Genomic DNA, 20,339 nt, shown 5'->3' on the forward strand with positions numbered 1-20,339 from the left:
CCTGATATCATCACGCACATTTGTGTGACGGTTTCATGGCAAGAGGAACGCTTACGTGAGAAACCTGCTCGGCCACCCCCGCGCCCGGCTGTTTGCCCTGGTGACACTGGTGCTGGTCATCCCCCTGGCGGTCCGTGCCCTGCTGGGCTGGTCCGACCCCCTGGGCTACCTCTCGGACCTGGCCATCGGCAGCTTGCTGGTGATGTTGCTGCGCCGCTGGCCAACCTGGTTGGCCCTGCCCGTACTGCTGGCCTGGGGCGCCCTGCTGATCGCTTCGGCCGAGCTGGTCAGCGCCGTCGGCCGCCTGCCCAACCAGACCGACCTGCACTACCTGTTCGACCCGCAGTTCATGGAGAACTCCACCGGCGGCGCCCTCGCCCACCCCTGGCTGCCCTGGCTGCTGGCCAGTGCGCTGCTGGTGCTGTTGGCCAGCAGCTGGTACAGCCGTGGCCAGCGCGGCACGCCACTGCCACGGGCAGCCTGGGCGCTGCCCGTGGTGCTGCTGGCAAGCCATTGGGGCAGCGAGCAGCTGTTCCCCTCCGACGCCGATCAGTGGCGCCAGTACAACCTGCCGCACCAGTTGCTGTCGGCTGCCACTGGCAACCTGCAGCATCGCGCACGGGTACTGGCCATGGGCGAAACCCCGGTAACGCCACTGCCCAGCGCCGGGCTGACCCAGGCCGACCTCAACGGCCAGAAGCTGCTGGCCGGCCCTGGCAGCGCCCGCAACCTGCTGGTCATCACCCTGGAAGGCATCCCCGGCGCCTACATCCGCGCCAACCGTGAGGCCATCGGCAGCCACTTCGACCAAGACCTGATGCCCAACCTCAGCCGCTGGGCCGAGCGCGGCATGAACACGCCGGACTACGTGCTGCACACCCACCAGACCATTCGCGGCCTGTACGCCATGCTCTGCGGCGACTACGACAAGCTGGCCAACGGCACGCCCAAAGGCGTCGAGCTGCTGACCCAGGACCTGCGCAACCAGGCCTGCCTGCCGGCCCAACTGCGCCAGGCCGGCTTCTCCACCCACTACCTGCAGGGTGCCGGGCTGCGTTTCATGGCCAAGGACCGGATCATGCCGCACATCGGCTTCGACGCGGTGCACGGCCTGGAATGGTTCAAGAACGACAACTACCTGGAATTCCCCTGGGGCAAGGACGACCGCGCCTTCTTCGAAGGGGCCCTGGGTTATGTCGGCGAACTGCGCAAGCAACGCCAACCCTGGATGCTCACCCTGCTCACCGTCGGCACGCACCAGCCTTATTCGGCGCCGGAGGACTACCTGCAACGCTACGACACCGCCAAGCAGGCCGCAGTTGCCTACCTCGACGATGCCCTGGGCAGCTTCCTCGACAACCTGGAACGCCAGGGTGTGCTCAAGGACACCCTGGTGGTGATCACCTCGGACGAGTCCCACGGCATCGATGGCGTGCGCCTGGCGTCATCCTGGGGCTTCAACCTGACCCTCGCCCCCGAACAGGCACAGCTGCCACGGCTCAAGCGCGGCACCTACGGCCATATCGACCTGGCCACCTCGCTGCTCGACTACTATGCCCTGCCGATACCCGCGGCCCTGGCCGGGCGCTCGCTGTACCGCGACTACGACACCGGCCGCGAGATGATCGCCTACACCAACGGCGTGCTGCGTTACCACGATGGCCAGGGCACCCTCAGCGAGTGCGACTTCCAGCAACGCTGCCGGCGTTACGCCAGCGCAGGCTTCATCGCCGAGCAGGCCAGGTTCCTTGGCCGTGGCGAGGACAGCCTCGGGCCGCAGATCAATCTGCTGGCAACCACCCTCGACCAGTCGCTGCTGCAAACCCCGCTCAACCTGCGCTACCAGTTTGGCGGGCCGGCGCCCATCGCCCTGCATGAGCGCATCCGCGACGACTGGGCCGACAACCTGATCGGCGCCCAATACCTGGAGATGCCCGAGGGTTCGCGCACCAAGGTGCGTATCAAGGTCCGCGCGCTCGACCCGCAGCACGACGCCTACATCCGCCTCAAGGCCAAGGAAAGCGAGCAGGACGTGCAGCTTGGCCTGCCTGAAGAAGTGCTGGTGACCGCAGGCCAGCCGCTGGAGATGGAGTTCGACTTCGACAACCCGACCCAGCGCAAGGCGTTTTCCTTCCACTTGCTGGGGTACGGCGGCGGTGAAGTCGAAGTCAGCGACTTCAGTGTCATCACCGCCCTGCCGGGTGAGGAGGAATCTGCGGACGAACTGGTCGAAGGGCATATCGCCCACTCCAGCTAAGCTGCAACCGCCTGGGCCTTACCCCAGGAACAGGCGGTAGGCCGGGTTGTCGGTTTCGTCCCAGTAGCGGTAGCCCATCGCGTCGAGCGCCGCCGGCAGCCCCTGCAACTCGTCATCCGGTACCTCCAGCGCGGCAAACACCCGCGCTTCGGCCGCGCCGTGATTGCGGTAATGGAACAGGCTGATGTTCCAGCGCTTGCCCAGGCGCTCGAGGAAGCCCAGCAACGCCCCCGGCCGTTCGGGGAACTCGAAGCGCAGCACCCGCTCGTTCACCCCTGGCGCGGCATGCCCGCCAACGGTGTGGCGCACGTGCAACTTGGCCAGTTCGTTGTCGGTCAGATCGAGCACCTGGTAACCCTGCCCGGCCAGGCTCGCCAGCAGTTGCTCGCGCGGGTCGTGTTGCGGGTGGGTCTGTACGCCAACGAACAGCCGCGCCTCCTTGCCCGGGTAATAGCGGTAGTTGAACTCGGTGATCTGGCGCTTGCCCAGGGCCTGGCAGAACGCCCGGAAACTGCCTGGCTGCTCGGGGATGGTCACGGCGATCACCGCCTCGCGCTGCTCACCCAGCTCAGCCCGCTCGGCCACATGGCGCAGACGATCGAAATTGACGTTGGCACCCGAGTCGATGGCCACCAGCACCTGACCCTGAACCCCTTCGCGGGCCACGTATTTCTTGATCCCGGCGACCGCCAGGGCACCGGAGGGCTCGGTGATCGAGCGGGTATCGTCGTAGATGTCCTTGATGGCCGCGCACAGCTCATCGTTGCCCACCGTCACCACCTCGTCGACGAAGTGCCGGCACAGTTCGAAGCAGTGGGCACCGATCTGCGCCACCGCGACGCCGTCGGCAAAGGTCCCCACCTGCGGCAAGATCACCCGCTCACCGGCCACCAGTGCGGCCTGCAGGCAGTTGGAGTCGGCCGGTTCCACACCGATCACCTTCACCTCCGGGCGCAAGTACTTCACATAGGCGGCAATGCCGGCGATCAGCCCGCCGCCGCCCACCGGCACGAAGATCGCGTGCAACGGGCCTGGGTGCTGGCGCAGGATTTCCATGGCCACGGTGCCTTGCCCGGCGATCACGTCCGGGTCGTCGAACGGCGGCACGAAGGTGGCGCCGTCCTGGTCGGCCAGGGCCAGCGCATGGGCCAGTGCATGGGGGAAGCTTTCGCCGTGCAGCACCACATGGCCGCCCCGCGAGCGCACGCCCTCGACCTTCAGCGAAGGCGTGGTGGTGGGCATGACGATGGTGGCCTTGATGCCCAGGTGCGAGGCCGCCATGGCCACGCCCTGGGCGTGGTTGCCCGCTGACGCGGTGATCACTCCGCGCGCACGCTGGGCGTCGGTCAGGCGTGACAGGCGGGTGTAGGCGCCGCGGATCTTGAACGAGAACGTCGGCTGCAGGTCTTCACGCTTGAGCAGTACCGAGTTGCCAAGCGCGGCCGACAGCGCCGGGGCCGGTTGCAGCGGGGTCTCGATGGCCAGGTCGTATACCGGCGCGCCAAGAATGCGGCGCACCTGCTCGGACAGCAGTTGCTGGGGCGTGGTACGGGGGCTGACGCTCAGATTGGTCATCGATGACTCCTGGTTTTCTTGATGTTGCCCAGGAGTCAGAGAGAAGAAACCCGCCTCCAGGGCGGGTTCGGTGCACGTACGCGCTAGCCCGCCAATCCGATAATGGCGGTAATAATAATGCTCGCGGTGCGCAGGTGCGGGAATGTGTTCATGGGTCGGAAACTTATCCTGCGCAGTTCTCGCAAGTCAACACCCTTTCGCGGCGTCCTGCGCCGATAGCGGCACATCGAACACCTTGTCGAACCCCCACTGGAAGACAAAGGCATACACAAAAAAGAAGGCGAACAACGCCAGGTTGGTGACCAGCGCCGCCCACAAGCTGATGCCCAGCCAGTACGCCACCAGCGGCAGCAGGATCAGTACCAGCCCGCCCTCGAAACCCAAGGCATGCAGCAGCCGGCGCAGGAAGGTGCGGCTTCGCTGGGGCTGGCGTGCTTCCCAGCGCTCGAAGGCCCAGTTGAAGGCCATGTTCCAGCTCATGGCGATCGCCGACATGAGCATCGACAACACCGCCGATTCGGCCATGCCGGCGCCGAACGCCAGCTCCAGCGCCGGCGCCACGCAGGCCACGGCGATGGCCTCGTAGAGGATGGCCTGGACGATCTTGCGGGCCTTGCCTTGCATGTGCCGCTCCCGAAATCAAAGAGCTACAACATAACAAAATAGGGGGCCTTGGAAAAAGCCTGCAATAAATTTTGAACCCTCTGCGGCCCGCACGCCTCCACAGGTTGCCGTGCAAACCCATGGCATTGACCTGGATCGCTTGCACCCACTCATCCATTGGACAACCACGCGTCCGGCTGCTTCTATCAATCATTCGCAAGGAGCGCTTTGTCCTACAACTTCGTCCAGGGAATCGAACGAGGAGTTAGACCATGGCCTACACCGTCATGATGGTATTCGGTACCCGCCCTGAAGCAATCAAGATGGCCCCACTGGCCCGTGTGCTGCGCAACTGGCCCGAAGTCGACCTGCATATCTGCTCCACCGGCCAGCACCGCGAAATGCTCGAGCAAGTGCTCACCGCCTTCGGCCTGCGGGTCGACCAGGACCTCAAGGTGATGACCCAGAACCAGACCCTCAACGGCCTGGCCCGCGACCTGCTGGACAAGCTCGACAGGGCCTATGAGCAGACCAGGCCCGACATCGTGCTGGTGCATGGCGACACCACCACCAGTTTCATCGCCTCCCTGGCCGCCTTCCACCGGCACATCCCCATCGGCCACGTCGAGGCCGGCCTGCGCACCGGCAACCTGCAGCAACCCTGGCCCGAGGAAGCCAACCGGCGCCTGACCGGAGTGCTCGCCGACCTGCACTTCACCCCCACCCGCGACTCCGACGCCAACCTGATCCGTGAGGGCGTGCCGCCGGAGCACATCGAGGTCACCGGCAACACGGTGATCGACGCCCTGCTGTGGATGCGCGACAAACTGCAGCAGCAAAACTGGCGCCCGGCCGCCGAATCGCCGCTGAACGTGCTGCGCGATGACCAGCGCATGGTGCTGATCACCGGCCATCGTCGAGAAAACTTCGGCAGCGGTTTCGAGCGCATCTGCCTGGCACTGGCCGAACTCGCCCTGCGCTACCCGGACGTACAGTTCCTGTACCCGGTGCACCTCAATCCGCAGGTGCAGCATGCCGTGTACAGCGTGCTGTCCGGCCGCGAGAACATCCACCTGGTCGCCCCCCAGGACTATCCGCACTTCGTCTGGCTGATGAACCGCGCCCACCTGATCCTTACCGACTCCGGCGGTGTGCAGGAAGAAGCCCCCGCCCTGGGCAAGCCGGTGCTGGTACTGCGCAAGGTCACCGAGCGCCCCGCCGTGCTCAAGGGCGGCACGGTGAAGCTGGTCGGCACCCTGACCGAACGCATCGTCCACGAAACCAGCCAACTGCTCGACGACCCCGACGCCTACGCGCGCATGGCCCGGGTCTACACCCCGTTCGGTGACGGCCATGCCAGCGAGCGTATTGCCGAGCGCCTGAGCCGCTGGTTCGCCGAACAACATGCCGCACGGGACAACGCATGAGCCTGGCCTTCGTCGACTTCCTTACCTACGTGCTGTTCGGCCTGAAGATCGTTGCCATCATCCTGGCCACGCTGATGTTCCTGCTGGGCCTGGACGACCTGTTCATCGACCTGTGCTACTGGGGCCGCACGCTGATCCGGCGCTTTCGCATCTACGACAAGCACGACAAGGCCGACGAAAAACGCCTGTTCGAGGTGCCGGAGAAACCCCTGGCGATCATGGTCCCGGCGTGGAACGAAGTCGGCGTGGTCGGCGAGATGGCCCGCCTGGCGGCGTCGACCATCGACTACGAGAACTACCAGATCTTCGTCGGCACCTACCCCAACGATCCGCAAACCCAAGCCGACGTCGATGCCGTGTGCCTGCACTACCCCAACGTGCACAAGGTGGTATGCGCCCGCCCCGGCCCCACCAGCAAGGCCGACTGCCTGAACAACATCATCGACGCCATCCTGCGCTTCCAGCAGGACGCGCGCATCGAGTTCGCCGGCTTCATCCTGCATGACGCCGAAGACGTCATCTCGCCCATGGAACTGCGCCTGTTCAACTACCTGCTGCCGAACAAGGACATGATCCAGATCCCGGTGTACCCCTATGCCCCGGAATGGAAAGGCTTCACCGCCGGGCACTATGTCGACGAGTTCGCCGAGAACCACGGCAAGGACGTGATCGTGCGCGAGGCGCTCACCGGCCAGGTGCCCAGCGCCGGCGTGGGCACCTGCTTCAGCCGGCGGGCAATCAGCGCCCTGCTCGAAGACGGCGACGGCATCGCCTTCGACGTGCAATCGCTGACCGAGGACTACGACATCGGTTTCCGGCTCAAGCAAAAGGGCATGAAATGCATCTTCGCCCGCTACTCCATCACCGACCCGGCCCTGGCCCTCAAGCAGGAGTGGCGCCCCGGCATGAGCCGCGCGTTCGCCCAGGTGATCTGCGTGCGCGAGCACTTTCCCCGCGACTGGCAGCATGCCATCCGGCAGAAGTCTCGGTGGATCGTCGGCATCGTGTTCCAGGGCACCAGCAACCTCGGCTGGAGCCGCACCGGCGCGCTCAACTACTTCCTCTGGCGCGATCGCCGCGGGCTGTTCGCCTACCTGCTGAGTTTTTTGGTCAACCTGTTGCTGCTGGTGCTGCTGGCCATGTGGCTGGTCACGGTGATCGCGCCGCAGGCGTGGCGTTTCATGTCGATCCTCAGCGACAGCAAGCTGCTCAGCCTGCTGCTTTGGCTCAATGGCCTGCTGCTGGTCAACCGGCTGTTCCAGCGGTTCTGGTTCGTCACCCGCTACTACGGCATCTTCGAAGGGCTGCTGTCGGCGCCACGGATGATGTGGAGCAACTTCGTCAACTTCTTCGCCAACCTGCGCGCCCTGCGCCAGGTCATGGAGATGGGCGATTCGCGGCGCGTGGCCTGGGACAAGACCACCCACGAGTTCCCTGCCATCGCCACCCCCGCACGCACGCCGCTGGGGCATCGCCTGATGGAAAAGGGTCTGATCACCGAACAGCAGCTGGAGCAGGCGATTACCAGCCCGGTGCGCCGGCGCCTGGGCCGCGAACTGTTGTTGCGCGGCTGGCTGACCAGCGAACAGTTGGTCGAGACCCTGGCCGAGCAGCTCGACCTGCCGTGGGCGCCCCTCAACCCCTTCAAGATCAACCCGCAACTGATCGACAAGCTGCCGCGCAAGCTCGCCACCCACTACGGCGTGTTACCGGTAGAGGAAGACGGCGACACCCTGGTGCTGGCCAGCGAAAGCCCGGTCAGCCAGGTCTCGCTGGGGGTGATCAGCCGCCAACTCAAGCGCCCGGTGCGTGCCCGCCTGGCCCCCCAGGGCCGGGTCACGCTCGGCCTGCGCTACCACTACCCGAGCCCCTGGCAGCAGCCTGAGACCCGCCAGATGCTCAAGGTGCTGGAGCGCCACCAGGACGATGCCGAGCTGATCGAGAAGGTCTGCACCCACCAGGTCATGCTCGGCACCCTGCTGCAAGTACGTGGCATGGTCCCAACCACCCTGTTCAACCAGGCACTGATCGACTTCGACCCCGAGCGGCAGAGCCTTGGCGAGCACCTGATCGAACGCGGGATCATCACCGAGGCGGTGTTGCAGCAGGCGCTCGACGAACAGGCCAGCGAACAGCAGGCCGCCTATGAACTGACCCGGGAGGTGGCATGACGCCGCGTTTTTCCCTGAGTGTGGCCAGCCTGTTGCTGTGCACCTCTGCCCTGGCCGCCCCCACGGCCCCCATGAGCGACTTCCAGCGGTTCACCAGCTACCCGTTCATGGAGCGTGGCTACCGTGAAGCGCAACGGGACAACTGGGCCGAGGTCGAGCGGCTTACCCGCCACGTGCTCAAGCGCGTGCCCAACAACAACGAGGCCCGCGCCCTGCTGGCCGAGGCCCTCGCCCACCAGCGCCGCTACAAGGAAGCCGAGGCCATCGCCGATGACCTCGACGACAACCCCGAACATGCCAACGCCCTGCTGGAGCTGCGCCTGACCTGGATCGAGCAGGACCCGCCGCCCGCCAGCCAGGTGGAGGGCTGGCTGGCCAGCAGCGACGCCAACCAGCGCATCCGCCTGTGGCAGGCCTACAGCCTGAGCCTGGCCAAGTTCGGTGGCGCACGCCGGGCCCTGGACTGGCTCAACCAGTTGCCGCCACGGGACGACGGCGCAGTGCTGCGCCTGGCCCGGGGCACGTTCGCCGAACAGTTGCGCAACTGGGGGGAAACCATCGAACAGTTGCAACCCTTGGCCGCCAAGGGCCAACTGCCACCGGCAGACTGGCAACGGCTGGCCAATGCCTACATCCAGCAGGTCGACGAACAGGGCCTGACCAAGCTGCTGGCCAGCGCCCCATCACCCCAGGCTGCCACCCAGGCACGCCTGGCCATGGCCGAACGAGCTATCGCCATGGGCCATAACCAGCAAGCCCAGCGCTGGTTGCAGAGCCTGCCCGCGGAACAATTGCAGCAGCCCGAACAGCGCCAGCAATTGTGGGAGCTGGCCCGCGCAGGCAACGACGCCGCACTGGTACGCAGCCTGAGCAACCAGTTGCAGCGCCCCTGCCTGGAAACCGTCGATTGGCTGTCGCGCAAGGACCCGGCGCTGGCCCGCGAGCAGCTGGGCCAATGCCAGGCCAATGACGATGAACGCGCTTACGCCATCCTCAAGCAGCGCTTGTATGGCGACCCGCCCCGCCCACCGCAACCCCACACGCCTGCGCAATGGGAGCAGCGTTACCGCCAGACCGGCGACCTTGCCGCGCTGGAACAAGCCAGTTTCATGTGGCTGGAACAAGGCCAGGCCGAGCATGCCCGGCAACTGCTCGAGCAGGCCTACGACCGCCGCCAGGGCCGCCTCACACCTGCACTGCTGCAACGCCTGGGCAACCTCTACGCCCGCAACGACGGCCCGCTGAACAGCCAACGCATGCTGGCCCTGGTGCCACGGGTGGATGCCGCCACACGCGCGCAACTGCTCGGCCGCCTGGCCGAGAACGGCCAGTGCGATGCCGTGCGCCGGGCGATCCCGGCCAACCCCAGCGAGGCCGGCCAGTACCGCGCCCTGGGCCGCTGCGCCATGCCCGACCGGCCCGGTGAAGCGGTGGTCTACTACCAGGCCGCCGAGCGCCTGGGCGACACCAGCAGCCGGCTGCCCCTGGCCTACGCCCTGGAGGCCTCGGGGGATTCCCAGGCGGCCCTGGCGATCTGGAACAGCCTGCCGGCCAGTGCCTGGACCGACAACGCCCGCCTCACCGCCGCCCGCAGCGCCTTGAATGCCGGCGACGCCAACGCCGCACGCCGCCATTGGGACGCCGCAGCGCACAACAGCGCCGACGACTGGGCACTGGGTGCTGCCATCGCCCAGCGCCAGGGCGACACCTCGCAAGCGCTGGCGTTGCAACGCGAAGCCCTGCGCCACGCGCCACGCGCCGACCACTACTACGCCGCCGCCAACACTGCCCAGCAGGCCGGCGACAACGCCCAGAGCATCGCCTGGCTCGCCGAAGCCGTGCGCCTGGCCCCGGACCAACCGCGCTACCGCGCCGACTACGGCATGCGCCTGGCCGGTTCCGCAGACAAACAACAACGCCGCCAGGCGATCCCCTACCTGGAACGCGCCACCCGCGATTTCCCCGAGGACTACCGCCTGGGCGAAACCCTGGCCCTGCGCTACGACGAAGCCGAGGACAGCGCCTCGGCCCGCCGCGAACTGCGCCGGGTGTTGGACGTCGAGCAGAACCTGGTCGACGGCGACGACGAGTACGGCAGCCTGGAGGCGCGCAAGTACCGCCAGCGCCGCGCCCACGAAACCCTGTCACGGCGCGACAGCATCACCCTGGCCAGTACCTGGTCGCCCGCCGGCACCTCGACCAACGACAAGTTCCTCGACAACGGCCAGCGCAGCGGCAGTTCGCGTCGCGCCCAGTCGCAGAACGTGCAACTGGCCATGTGGGACCACGCCCTGGGCGAGGAGCCCAGCCGCAACGGCAGCACCCTGTCGGTATACGGCCGGGTACTGTTCGGCGGCCAGAGCCGCACCGACTACGCGCAAAGCATGGGCACCGGCGTGGGCCTGCGCTACAAACCCATCGGCCAGGCCAACCTCAACCTGTACGCCGAGCTCTATCACCAGCGCCAGATCGACAGCGACCACTACAACGGCCTGAGCCTGGGCGAGCTGATCAGCCCGGCCAAGGTCGGCGGCAACTGGGGCGACCTGCGCCACCACGCCGAGTCAAGCAACGACCTGCTGCTGCGTGCCACTGCCTCGTTCCTCGACCAGGGCCGCTACCGCAACGACTGGCGTATCGACGAGGACGACTGGGACGAGCGCTTCCTCTACCTCGACGCCGCCTGGTGGACCCGTGCTGGCGACCATGCCTGGTTGTCGCGCTTCCAACAGGGCCACGCCTGGAAACTGCCCAGCCAGTCGCCGCAGACGATCATGCCCTACGGCTTTTTCGAGTTCTCCAGCCAGGACCCAAGCAACGACTGGCGCCAGGACGCTCGCGCCGGGGTGGGCGTGCGCTGGCAGTGGTGGTTCGACGACGACCGCTACAACGCCTACCGGGGCTCGCTGAAAGTACGCGCCGAGTACCAGCAGGCGCTGGGTGGCAACCTCTATGAGCGTGCCAATGGCGTGCTGGTGGGCGTGGAGATGAACTTCTGATGCGTACGCTGCTACTGGCCTGCCTGCTTGCCCTGTGCCTGCCCGCGCAGGCCGACCAGCGCCTGTTCTACCAGCCGCTCAACCGCGATGCCACGGTCACGCCAGCCCAATGGCAGCAGCTGTGGCACGCCACCGTGGCCCAAGGCGGCAAGACCCTGATCGTGCAATGGAGCGCCTATGGCGACAGCGACTTCGGCGGCACCGACGGCTGGCTCGCCAACAGCCTGCGTGAAGCCCGGGCCCAGGGCCTGCAACTGGTGCTGGGCCTGTACATGGACCCGGCCTACTATCAGCGCCTGGAAGAGCTCGACAACGAGGGCCTGAACAACTACTTCAAGGCCCAGCTGGGCCGTTCGCTCAGCCAATACCAGAAGCTGCGCAATGACTGGGCGCTGCCTGTGGAAGGCTGGTACCTGCCGCTGGAGCTGGACGACCTGCACTTTCGCGATGCCGAGCGCCGCGCGGCGCTGCATGCTCAGCTGCAGGCATTCAACCGGCAACTGGACAAGCCGCTGCACATCAGCACGTTCAGTGCCGGGCAGTTGTCGCCAGGGGTCAACGGCGCCTGGCTGGAGGAGCTCGCCGGCCTTGGACTGAGTGTGTGGTGGCAGGATGGCGCCGGCACCGGGCGCTTGCCGTCACTGGTGCGCCAAGGGTACGAACAGGCCCTGCCTTGTCGGGTAGGTATCGTGCGCGAGGCCTTCCGCCAGGTCAGTGCGCCGGGCCAGCCGTTTCGCGCCGAGCCCGCGCAGCCCATGCTGACCGGGGGATGCCATGCCGAAGCGGTGTTTGCCTTGCGTTACAGGCCGTGGGCAAAAGGCGTGCTGTCACCGAATTGAGCCACACGCCCTTTACGGCCTCATCGCTGGCAAGCCAGCTCCCACAGGTTAAGGCGCACACCCTGTGGGAGCTGGCTTGCCAGCGATGAGGCCCGGGAAGTAACAACCAACCAAGAGCCATCATGTACAAAACCCTCGAAGCCCACATCCGCCAGCAGGTCGCCCCGGCCGCCCTGCGCGCCGAGTTCCGCCAGCACGAATACGAGGCCATGCACCGCTTCTGCCTGCTGATCTTCTGCGTCGGTATCGCCATCTGGCTGGTCTTCGACCTGATCATCAGCTACCTCGGCGGCCAGGGCTTCACCTGGATTTCCGGCGCCTTCATCGCCGTGCTGTGCAGCCTCACCGTGGTGCTCGGCTTCACCCGCCGGAGCCGCCATTTCGACGTGCTGCACCTGCTGTTTCTCGGCGTGCTCACCTTGGGCATGCGCCTGGTGATCGACGGCATCCCCATCGCCCTGCGTCCGGTCTGGCTGATCCTGGTGGTGGCCACCGTGCTCTATACCGTGTCGATCCTGCCGATACGGCGCTGGTCGTTCTTCACCGCCATGGCCATCACCTGGCTGATACTCAACCCCTTCTACCACACCCACATCCAGGTCCTGGAGCTCGAAGGCGCCATGCTGCTGAGCTACGCGGTATGCCTCAGCGGCCTGGTGATCTACAGCTACCTGCGCATCCGCCAGGCCAAGCTGCACAACTTCTACCTGTCCAAGGTGCTGCTCGACCAGGCCTATGTGGATGTGCTCACCGAAATCCCCAACCGCCGCTCGTTCATGGCCAAGGCCGAACGCCAGCTGCAAATGGCCGGCCCCGGGCAGTACCTGGCGATGATCGACATCGACAACTTCAAGAAGGTCAACGACCAGTTCGGCCATGACATCGGCGACGAGGTGCTCAAACGCGTGGCCAGGCATATCCGCGCCTCGATGGGTGCCTTCGAGTTCGCCCGCCTGGGTGGCGAGGAATTCGCCATCTTCTTCCAGGGGCTGGACCAGCAGGCCGCCGAGCAACAGGTGGTCGGCCTGTGCCGCCGGGTGCGCGAAGACAGCGCCGAGTACCCAGTGACCATCAGCATCGGCCTGACCGCGGTGGCCAGTGGCGACACCCTGACCATGGCGCTGATCCGCGCGGACCAGGCGTTGTACGCGGCCAAGCACAGCGGCAAGGATAGGTTCGTATTGTGGAGCGCGCCCTTGGCAGGGCAATGACAACCTGTACCGGCCCTATCGCTGGCAAGCCAGCTCCCACAGGGAAACAATGATCCTTGTGAGAGCTGGCTTGCCGGCGATAGGGCCGGTCCGGGTAACCCATCACCCCGCCGGCAATCGAATCCTGAACTGCGCCCCACCCAGCGCCGACTGCGCCACGGTCAAGGTCCCGCCCTGCCCCTCGATGGCTCGCCGGCTGATCGCCAGCCCCAGCCCGAACCCGCCGGTATTGCGATCACGACTACGGTCCAGGCGGTAGAACGGTTGGAAGATCCGCTCGCGCTCCTCCACCGGGATGCCAATGCCGTCATCCTCCACCGTCAGCAGGCAGGCGCCGTCGTCTTCCAGGCGCAGGCGCAGCAGCAGGCTCTCGTCGCAGTAGCGCATGGCATTGCGCACCAGGTTCTGTACCGCGCGGGCGGTCAGCCTGGGGTCGAGCACGAAGCGCGGCAAGTCGCCCTCGCTGCGCACTTCCCACTGGATACCCCGGCCATCGAGCTCTTCGGCAAAACTGCCGAGCACGCTGTCGACCAGCTCCAGCAGCGACACCTCGACCCGCTCGCGGGCCTGATTGGCATTCTCCAGGCGGCTGTAGGACAGCAGTTCCAGCACCAGTTCATCCAGCTCGCGCACATGGCCGACCAGCTCCAGCAGGCGCTTGCGGCTGGCCGGCGGCACTTCGTCGTACAACAGCACCAGGCCGAAATCCAGCCGCGTCAGCGGCGTGCGCAACTCATGGGACACGGCATTGAGCAGCTCGCGCTGCTGGTTGAGGTGGCGCTCCAGGTCGCCGGCCATGGTGTCGAACACCCCGGCCAGCTCGCCGATGTTCGAACGCGGCGGGATGTGCGTGCGCTCGGCCAGGTCACCCTGGCCCAGGCGCCTCGCGGTCTCCTTCAGCCGCTCCAGGTCGCGCCAGTGCGGCCATACCCACAGCAGCAGGCAACCGAGCATGGCGGCGCCGATCAGCACCGTCACGCCCCACGACAGCACGTTGATGTCCAGCGGGTCGGGCGGTGAGTGCAGGCGCACCAGCCACTGTTTGTCCAAGGGGGCCAGCACCGTTTCGTAGTAACCCCAGTCGGCGATCCGCACCGCATGCTGGCCGTGCTCCAGGCGGCCCCGCTCTTCCTGGTCGAGGTCGGCCTGGTCCATCGTCAGCAACTGCACCTCCAACGGCGCAAAGGCTTTGGCCAGCTCCTGCTCCACCGCTGGCCACAGCTCGCGCGGCGCCTGCTGGAACTGGCGCACGATCAACGACTGCACGCCCTTGGTCTGGTCCAGGTTGTAAGCCATGAAGCGCCCGTGGAAGGCGCCGACGATGGCATCGGGGATCAGCAGCAAGGCGCCGGCATAGGCGACGATGATCACCAGGTACAGGCGCACCAGGATCTTCAGCATGGCGTATCAGCACTCCCACTCGACGCGGCTGAACAGGTAGCCCTTGCCCCACACGGTCTTGATCTTGCGCGCTTCGCCAGCGCTGTCGTCGAACTTGCGGCGCAGCTTGGAGATGGCCACGTCCACCGATCGGTCGGTGCCGTTGAACTCGATACCGCGCAGCTGCTGCAGGATGCGGTCGCGGCTGAGCACCTCGCCGGCGTTGCGCGCCAGCACCACCAGCAGGTTGTACTCGCCGCTGGACAGCTCCACCTCTTCGCCACGCCAGCTGACCGTGCGCTCGGCCAGGTCGATGTGCAGGCCGCCGATGAGGATCTGCTCGCTGTCCAGGCGTGGTTCGTGGATGCTGCTGCGGCGCAGCAGGGTGCGCACCCGGGCCAGCAGCACGCGGGGCTCGCAGGGTTTTGTCACGTAATCGTCGGCGCCCATCTCCAGGCCCAGCACCTGGTCGTGGCTGTCGTCGCGGGCGGTCAGCATCAGGATCGGCAGGCTCTGCGACTCCTGGCGCAGCAGGCGGCACACCTGCAAGCCGTCGAGGCCCGGCAGCATCAGGTCGAGGATCACCAGGTCCGGCTTGAGCTGGCGGAACGCATCCAGCACATGGTCGCCACGGGCGATCACCCGGACATGGAAGTCGTTGCGTTGCAGGTAGCTGGCGATCAGCTCGGACAGTGCGCTGTCGTCCTCGACCAAGAGAAGGTTCGGCATAAAGGGCTTTGACGAAGGAGTGAAGGGAGGCAGGATATCGAATCCTGCGCCGGGTGCCGCCGCTGCTTCACACTTTTTCACATACCCCCTACAGAGCTTAACAGCGCCCCCGCGAACGCTTGCCTTAGCATAGGCCCGATCAACCCTGGAAGATCCGTATGTCCATTCTGAGCACTTCGCGCCTGCGCCCCTTGGCGCTATTGGCGCTGTTAACCCTCTCGCTTGCCGGTTGCGATGACGCTGCCGAGCAGGAAGACCAGGCGCCTGTGTCGCAGGTGCGGGTCGAAACCCTGCAGTTGCAGGCGCTGGCCATCAGCAGCGAACTCAGCGGGCGCATCCTCGCCCCGCGCACCGCCGAGGTCCGCGCCCGGGTAGCCGGGGTGGTGCTCAAGCGGGTGTACCGCGAAGGCAGCGACGTCAAGCAGGGCGATGTGCTGTTCCTGATCGACCCGGCGCCGTTCAAGGCCGACCTCGACAGTGCCCGCGCCACCCTGGCCAAGGCCGAGGCCACGGTTTACCAGGCCCGCCTGCAAGAGCAGCGCTATCGCCAGTTGGTCGACGACAAAGCGGTCAGCCGCCAGGAGTACGACAATGCCCGCGCCAGCTTCCTGCAGGCCGACGCCGCGGTGGCCGAAGCCAAGGCCGCCCTTGAGCGCGCCCGCCTCAACCTCGGCTACGCCACCGTCACCGCGCCGATCTCCGGGCGCATTGGCCGGGCGCTGGTGACCGAAGGCGCACTGGTCGGCCAGAACGAGACCACGCCACTGGCGACCATCCAGCAGCTGAACCCGATCCACGCCGACGTCACCCAATCGACCCGCGAGCTCAATGCCCTGCGCCGCGCGCTGCGGGCCGGCGAGCTGCAACAGGTCGGCCAGGGCCAGGTCAAGGCCACCTTGATCCAGGACGACAGCAGCGCCTACCCGCTGCCCGGCAAGCTGCTGTTCTCCGACCTCAGCGTGGACCCAAGCACCAACCAGATCACCCTGCGCAGCGAGTTCCCCAACCCCGACCTCGACCTGTTGCCTGGCAGCTACGTGCGCGTGCGCCTGGACCAGGCCGTGCAACCCCAGGGCATCAGCGTGCCGCAACGGGCGATCCTGCGTGACAGCGCCGGTGTACCCAAGGTGCTGGTGGTCGACCAACAGGACCGTATCAGCGAGCGCCAGGTGCAACTGGGCAGCGCCCAGGGCGACCGCTGGATCGTCAACGACGGCCTCAAGCCGGGCGAACGCGTCGTGGTCGAAGGCCTGCAGCACGTCAAGGCCGGTGACCAGGTGCAGGTCGACGAACAACCGGACGCACTCCCCATCGTCCAGCACAACGGCCAGTGAGGGCCTGATCCATGCCGCAGTTCTTCATTGACCGCCCGGTCTTCGCCTGGGTGGTCGCGCTGTTCATCCTGCTGCTCGGCGGCCTGGCCCTACCGCAGTTGCCGGTAGCCCAGTACCCCGATGTGGCGCCGCCGCAGGTGGAAATCTACGCCGTGTACCCGGGCGCCTCAGCGGCGACCATGGACGAAAGCGTGGTCAGCATCATCGAGCAGGAGCTCAATGGCGCCGACAACCTGCTGTATTTCGCCTCGCAAAGCAGCCTGGGCAGCGCCACCATCACCGCCAGCTTCCAGCCCGGCACCAACCCGGACCTGGCCCAGGTGGACGTGCAGAACCGCCTCAAGGTGATCGAGTCGCGCCTGCCGCGCCCGGTCACCCAGCAGGGCCTGCAGGTGGAAAAGGTGTCCACCGGTTTCCTGCTGCTGGCCACCCTGACCTCCGAGGACGGCAGCCTCGACGAGATCGCCCTGTCGGACATCCTCGCGCGCAACGTGATGAACGAGATTCGCCGGGTCAAGGGCGTGGGCAAGGCGCAGCTGTATGGCTCGGAACGGGCCATGCGGATCTGGATCGACCCGGCCAAGCTGGTCGGTTTCAGCCTCACGCCCAACGATGTGGCCGAAGCCATTGCCGCGCAGAACGCCCAGGTGGCGCCGGGCAGCATCGGCGACCTGCCCGCCCGGCCGACCCAGGAAATCACCGCCAACGTGCTGGTCAAGGGCCAGCTGAGCACCCCCGAAGAGTTCGCCGCCATCGTGCTGCGGGCCAACCGCGATGGCTCGGCGGTGACCGTCGGCGATGTCGCCCGGGTCGAGATCGGCGCCCAGGAATACCAGTACGGCACCCGCCTCAATGGCAAGGCCACCAGCGCCTTCAGCGTCAAGCTGGCGCCAGGCGCCAACGCCATGGAAACCGCCACCCTGGTCAAGCAGAAGCTCGATGAGCTGTCGCGCTACTTCCCGGCCGGGGTGAAATACGACATCCCCTACGACACCTCGCCGTTCGTCAAAGTGTCGATCAAGCAAGTGATCAACACCCTGGTCGAAGCCATGGTGCTGGTGTTCGCGGTGATGTTCCTGTTCCTGCAGAACTTCCGTTACACCCTGATCCCGACACTGGTGGTGCCAGTGGCGCTGATGGGCACCTTCGCGGTGATGAACGCACTGGGCTTCTCGGTCAACGTGCTGACCCTGTTCGGCATGGTGCTGGCCATCGGCATCCTGGTGGACGACGCCATCGTGGTGGTGGAGAACGTCGAGCGGATCATGGCCGAGGAAGGCCTGCCGCCCAGGGAGGCCACGCGCAAGGCCATGGGCCAGATCAGCGGCGCCATCGTCGGCATCACCCTGGTGCTGGTGGCGGTGTTCCTGCCGATGGCCTTCATGAAAGGCTCGGTGGGGGTCATCTACCAGCAGTTCTCGGTGTCGATGGCGGTGTCGATCCTGTTCTCGGCGTTCCTCGCCCTGAGCCTCACCCCGGCGCTTTGCGCCACCCTGCTCAAGCCCATCGGCAAAGGCGAGCATCACCAACGCAAAGGCTTCTTCGGCTGGTTCAACCGCCGTTTCGACGGCATGAGCAACGGCTACCAGCGCTGGGTCACCCACGCCCTGGCGCGCAGCGCCCGCTACCTGCTGGTGTATGTCGCGCTGGTGGGAGTGCTGGTGTATGGCTTCAGTCAGTTGCCCAGCGCGTTCCTGCCCACCGAAGACCAGGGCTACACCATCACCGATATCCAACTGCCGCCGGGCGCCAGCCAGGCACGCACCATCGAAGTGGCGCGGCAGATCGAGGCGCACAACGCCGAAGAGCCGGGCGTGGCCAACACCACGCTGATCCTGGGCTTCAGTTTTTCGGGTAGCGGGCAGAACGCGGCGCTGGCCTTCACCACGCTCAAGGACTGGTCCGAGCGCGGCAGCGACGACAGCGCTCAGTCCATCGCCGACCGCGCGACCATGGCCTTCACCCAGCTCAAGGACGCCATCGCCTACTCGGTGCTGCCGCCGCCGGTCGACGGCCTGGGCGAGTCGAGCGGCTTCGAGTTCCGCCTGCAGGATCGCGGCGGCATGGGCTACAGCGAACTGATGCAGGCCCGCGACCAGCTGCTGGAACAGGCGCGCAAGAGCAAGCTGCTGGTCAACGTGCGCGAAGCCTCGCTGGCCGAAAGCCCGCAGGTGGCGCTGGAAGTGGACCGCCGCCAGGCCAACGCGCTGGGCGTATCGTTCGCCGCCATCGGCGAGGTACTCAACACCGCAGTGGGCTCCAACTACGTCAACGACTTCCCCAACCAGGGCCGCATGCAGCGGGTGGTGGTGCAGGCCGAAGGCGACCAGCGCAGCCAGGTCGAGGACCTGCTGAAGATCCATGTGCGCAACAACAGCGACAAGATGGTGCCCTTGGGCGCCTTCGTCACCGCCCACTGGCAGAGCGGCCCGGTGCAGCTGACCCGCTACAACGGCTACCCGGCGGTGTCGATCTCCGGTGAACCGGCGCCTGGCTACAGCTCGGGCGACGCCATGGCCGAGATCGAGCGCCTGGTGGCGCAACTGCCTGCCGGCGCAGGCCTTGAGTGGACCGGCCTGTCGCTGCAGGAGCGGCTGTCCGGCAGCCAGGCACCGCTGCTGATGGCGCTGTCGCTGCTGGTGGTGTTCCTGTGCCTGGCGGCGCTGTACGAAAGCTGGTCGATCCCCACCGCGGTGCTGCTGGTGGTGCCGCTGGGCGTGCTCGGCGCAGTACTGGCGGTGACCCTGCGCGGCCTGCCCAACGACGTGTTCTTCAAGGTCGGCCTGATCACCCTGATCGGCCTGTCGGCGAAGAACGCCATCCTGATCATCGAGTTCGCCAAGGAACTGGTCGATCAGGGCGTCGATGCCACCCAGGCCGCGATCCAGGCCGCCCGCCTGCGCCTGCGGCCGATCGTGATGACCTCGTTGGCGTTCATCCTCGGCGTGGTGCCCTTGGCCATCGCCAGCGGCGCCAGCTCGGCCAGCCAGCAGGCGATCGGCACCGGGGTGATCGGCGGCATGCTCAGCGCCACCTTTGCCGTGGTGTTCGTGCCGGTGTTCTTCGTGGTGGTTATGCGCCTGGCCGGGCGTGACCGGGCCAGGGTGGGCAAGCCAGTGAGCAGCGAAAGCTGACTGGACAAGCCCCTGGGTTGAATGAGAGGGTTCCCGGCATTGACTGCCCGGAACCCTTTTTCATGCCCGCTGCCCTGCCCCCCTGCTCGATCCTCATCCTCGCCGGTGGCCGTGGCCAGCGCATGGGCGGCCGTGACAAAGGCCTGCTGCCGTGGCGCGGCGAGCCGCTGGTGGCCCATGTGCAGCGTGTGGTGGGAGGGTTGTCCGACGATGTGGTGATTTCCTGCAATCGCAACCAGGAGCTGTATCGGCCCTATGCCGACCAACTGGTTGGCGATGCCGAGGCCGACTTCCCTGGGCCGCTGGCCGGGGTGGTTGCCGGGTTGCAGGTGGTTAGGCATGAGTGGGTGGTACTACTGGCGTGCGATGCGCCGTTGGTTGATCAGGTGCTGATAGAGGACCTGCTGAAGCTGGCTGTAGAGCACGACAGTGCGGCGATGGTCCGTCAGGGGGGCTATTGGCAGCCGATGTTCAGTGTGCTGCCGCGGCGGGTGCTGGCGGTGCTGGAGCAGGCCTGGGCGGCGGGTGAGCGGAGCTTGCAGAAGGCGCTGTTGGTTGAAGCTGTGCAGGGGCTGGAGTGTGCGCAGGATGATCAGCGGCTGAGCAACTTCAACAGCCCGGAACTGCTGCAGGACTGAATCATCTGCTGCCAGTGCCAGCCTCTTCGCGGGTAAACCCGC

Annotated in this window: 13 protein-coding genes; 9 read left to right on the plus strand and 4 right to left on the minus strand. The window is 66.4% G+C overall.

Going from position 1 to position 20,339, the window contains the following annotated elements; all coding sequences use genetic code 11:
• Window positions 1-55: 55 nt before the first annotated feature.
• On the plus strand, window positions 56-2,257 hold the full coding sequence (locus LOY51_RS14045) for an LTA synthase family protein (RefSeq protein ID WP_258641684.1): 2,202 nt from the start codon (window positions 56-58) through the stop codon (window positions 2,255-2,257).
• A gap of 18 nt (window positions 2,258-2,275) precedes the next feature.
• On the opposite strand, the gene ilvA is transcribed toward LOY51_RS14045, so the two are convergent.
• Window positions 2,276-3,832, minus strand: coding sequence for a threonine ammonia-lyase, biosynthetic (gene ilvA, locus LOY51_RS14050; protein WP_258641686.1), 1,557 nt, complete (start codon window positions 3,830-3,832; stop codon window positions 2,276-2,278).
• A gap of 186 nt (window positions 3,833-4,018) precedes the next feature.
• Window positions 4,019-4,456, minus strand: a complete 438-nt coding sequence (locus LOY51_RS14055; protein ID WP_110994504.1) for a PACE efflux transporter — start codon at window positions 4,454-4,456, stop codon at window positions 4,019-4,021.
• Window positions 4,457-4,707: 251 nt separating this feature from the next.
• Here LOY51_RS14055 and wecB point away from each other — a divergent pair, with 251 nt between their 5' ends.
• The 5 genes from wecB to LOY51_RS14080 all read left to right on the plus strand — a co-directional run bounded on the left by wecB (window position 4,708) and on the right by LOY51_RS14080 (window position 13,082).
• Window positions 4,708-5,862 (plus strand): non-hydrolyzing UDP-N-acetylglucosamine 2-epimerase, encoded by a 1,155-nt coding sequence (wecB, locus tag LOY51_RS14060; RefSeq protein ID WP_258641687.1) that lies wholly within the window; start codon window positions 4,708-4,710, stop codon window positions 5,860-5,862.
• Window positions 5,859-8,033, plus strand: coding sequence for a cyclic di-3',5'-guanylate-activated glycosyltransferase NfrB (gene nfrB, locus LOY51_RS14065; RefSeq protein WP_258641688.1), 2,175 nt, complete (start codon window positions 5,859-5,861; stop codon window positions 8,031-8,033). The genes wecB and nfrB overlap by 4 nt, the downstream gene beginning before the upstream one ends.
• A complete protein-coding gene (locus LOY51_RS14070; RefSeq protein WP_258641689.1) occupies window positions 8,030-11,032 on the plus strand; it encodes a phage receptor in 3,003 nt (1,000 codons plus the stop codon). Before nfrB ends, LOY51_RS14070 begins: the two co-directional genes overlap by 4 nt.
• Window positions 11,032-11,871, plus strand: a complete 840-nt coding sequence (locus tag LOY51_RS14075) for a DUF4434 family protein (RefSeq protein ID WP_125858769.1) — start codon at window positions 11,032-11,034, stop codon at window positions 11,869-11,871. The genes LOY51_RS14070 and LOY51_RS14075 overlap by 1 nt, the downstream gene beginning before the upstream one ends.
• Window positions 11,872-11,993: 122 nt before the next feature.
• Window positions 11,994-13,082 carry a GGDEF domain-containing protein gene (locus LOY51_RS14080; RefSeq protein ID WP_125858770.1) on the plus strand — a complete coding sequence of 363 codons (1,089 nt, stop codon included), beginning with the start codon at window positions 11,994-11,996 and terminating at the stop codon, window positions 13,080-13,082.
• Between the two features lie 102 nt (window positions 13,083-13,184).
• Here LOY51_RS14080 and LOY51_RS14085 read toward each other — a convergent pair whose 3' ends face one another.
• Both LOY51_RS14085 and LOY51_RS14090 read right to left on the minus strand, forming a co-directional pair.
• Complete coding sequence (locus LOY51_RS14085; protein WP_125464188.1) at window positions 13,185-14,483, minus strand: ATP-binding protein; 1,299 nt, start codon at window positions 14,481-14,483, stop codon at window positions 13,185-13,187.
• Window positions 14,484-14,489: 6 nt separating this feature from the next.
• Window positions 14,490-15,191 (minus strand): response regulator, encoded by a 702-nt coding sequence (locus LOY51_RS14090; protein WP_125464189.1) that lies wholly within the window; start codon window positions 15,189-15,191, stop codon window positions 14,490-14,492.
• 158 nt (window positions 15,192-15,349) lie between these two features.
• Between LOY51_RS14090 and LOY51_RS14095 the strand changes: the two genes are divergently transcribed.
• The 3 genes from LOY51_RS14095 (at window position 15,350) to mobA (ending at window position 20,297) form a co-directional block, all read left to right on the plus strand.
• The gene (locus LOY51_RS14095; RefSeq protein ID WP_258641690.1) at window positions 15,350-16,525 is read left to right on the plus strand and encodes an efflux RND transporter periplasmic adaptor subunit; all 1,176 of its coding nucleotides are present in this window, start codon (window positions 15,350-15,352) and stop codon (window positions 16,523-16,525) included.
• An 11-nt stretch (window positions 16,526-16,536) separates the two neighbouring features.
• Window positions 16,537-19,659 (plus strand): multidrug efflux RND transporter permease subunit, encoded by a 3,123-nt coding sequence (locus LOY51_RS14100; RefSeq protein WP_258641691.1) that lies wholly within the window; start codon window positions 16,537-16,539, stop codon window positions 19,657-19,659.
• A gap of 62 nt (window positions 19,660-19,721) precedes the next feature.
• Window positions 19,722-20,297 carry a molybdenum cofactor guanylyltransferase MobA gene (gene mobA, locus LOY51_RS14105; RefSeq protein ID WP_258641692.1) on the plus strand — a complete coding sequence of 192 codons (576 nt, stop codon included), beginning with the start codon at window positions 19,722-19,724 and terminating at the stop codon, window positions 20,295-20,297.
• Window positions 20,298-20,339: the final 42 nt, after the last annotated feature.

The sequence above is a fragment of the Pseudomonas sichuanensis genome (assembly GCF_024749065.1).
In the GTDB taxonomy this organism is placed as follows: Bacteria; Pseudomonadota; Gammaproteobacteria; order Pseudomonadales; family Pseudomonadaceae; genus Aquipseudomonas; species Aquipseudomonas sichuanensis.

Bases quoted from the DNA above. Each gene is read 5' to 3' on its own strand.
- ilvA (WP_258641686.1), bottom strand. From the start codon at position 3,832: ATGACCAATCTGAGCGTCAGCCCCCGTACCACGCCCCAGCAACTGCTG.
- mobA (WP_258641692.1), top strand. From the start codon at position 19,722: ATGCCCGCTGCCCTGCCCCCCTGCTCGATCCTCATCCTCGCCGGTGGC.
- LOY51_RS14100 (WP_258641691.1), top strand. From the start codon at position 16,537: ATGCCGCAGTTCTTCATTGACCGCCCGGTCTTCGCCTGGGTGGTCGCG.
- LOY51_RS14095 (WP_258641690.1), top strand. From the start codon at position 15,350: ATGTCCATTCTGAGCACTTCGCGCCTGCGCCCCTTGGCGCTATTGGCG.
- LOY51_RS14090 (WP_125464189.1), bottom strand. From the start codon at position 15,191: ATGCCGAACCTTCTCTTGGTCGAGGACGACAGCGCACTGTCCGAGCTG.
- LOY51_RS14055 (WP_110994504.1), bottom strand. From the start codon at position 4,456: ATGCAAGGCAAGGCCCGCAAGATCGTCCAGGCCATCCTCTACGAGGCC.
- wecB (WP_258641687.1), top strand. From the start codon at position 4,708: ATGGCCTACACCGTCATGATGGTATTCGGTACCCGCCCTGAAGCAATC.
- LOY51_RS14070 (WP_258641689.1), top strand. From the start codon at position 8,030: ATGACGCCGCGTTTTTCCCTGAGTGTGGCCAGCCTGTTGCTGTGCACC.
- LOY51_RS14075 (WP_125858769.1), top strand. From the start codon at position 11,032: ATGCGTACGCTGCTACTGGCCTGCCTGCTTGCCCTGTGCCTGCCCGCG.
- LOY51_RS14080 (WP_125858770.1), top strand. From the start codon at position 11,994: ATGTACAAAACCCTCGAAGCCCACATCCGCCAGCAGGTCGCCCCGGCC.
- nfrB (WP_258641688.1), top strand. From the start codon at position 5,859: ATGAGCCTGGCCTTCGTCGACTTCCTTACCTACGTGCTGTTCGGCCTG.
- LOY51_RS14085 (WP_125464188.1), bottom strand. From the start codon at position 14,483: ATGCTGAAGATCCTGGTGCGCCTGTACCTGGTGATCATCGTCGCCTAT.